Below are 928 nucleotides of genomic sequence, written 5' to 3'. Positions count from 1 at the left end.
CTTCATGACGAAGTTGATCCATATCCAAACCTTTACGCATGCTTTCAACAGTGATTTTATTCTTCACTGCCTGAGTAGAGAACTGATCACGTAAAGCTTCAACAGCTCTTACATCACGTTGGAAAGCAACTTTCTCAGCGAATTTAGCATCCTCTGTAGGAGCAGTCTTCTCTTCATGTGTAGGTGCTGGTTCTGGCTCTTCAGGAGCTTTCTCACGAGCTTTAGGCTCACGGGTGAGTGCTTGGTCAGGTTCTGTCTTAGGCGTCTCAGAAGGCTCTGGAGGAGCTTCTGGAGGTGTTTCCTGTGGAGCAGGTTCTTCCGTAGGACGAGTAGGTTCACGTACTAAGCTTTGGTCAGGCTGAGGAGTAGGAGCTACTTCTTCCTCTGGAGGAGGTGTCTCTTCTGGACGCGTAGGTTGACGAATTAATGTCTGATCAGGCTGAGGAGGAGCCACCTCTTCTGGCGTCACAGTAGTTGGAGTTTCTTGCGTAGCTACAGCTTCTGTCGGCTCAGGCGTAGTTTCAGGAGCACGAGGACGAGCAGCTAAATCAAAAGTAGCACCGGATGTATCAGGAGTTGGAGGAGGCTCAGGAGCAGGTACTGTTTCCTCAACAGGAGGTTCTGGTTCATTAGGACGACGTGGTGTACGAGCTAATACAGAATCTGGTTGTGGTGGTGTTGGTTCTGGAGCAGGTGTAGGTGCTTCTTCTTCCGAATAGCGCATCTGTTCCTGAGTACCATCATCAACTTTAGGATTCTCCATATCAGCACGACTAGCTTCTACACTAGCACGAGACTGTTCTGCACGAGAAGCACTCTGAGCAAGATTACGTGTAGCTTCCAATGCTTCTGCTTGTTCACGGAGATTAGCTCTACGAGCAAGAGGAGCTTTAAAAGCTTTAGCAATATCTCTAATAGCTTTGAGAGG

General features: G+C 48.5%; 1 pseudogene. It reads right to left on the bottom strand.

The annotated features are described in order from the left end of the window. Nucleotides 1–928, bottom strand: a pseudogene (locus tag N1032_RS24125) (hypothetical protein); the annotation flags it as partial.

The sequence above is a fragment of the Herbiconiux daphne genome (assembly GCF_024979295.1).
GTDB lineage: Bacteria > Actinomycetota > Actinomycetes > Actinomycetales > Microbacteriaceae > Herbiconiux > Herbiconiux daphnes.
Note: the sequence above shows the minus strand (reverse complement) of the source record. Positions and strands in the feature narration are given on the sequence as shown.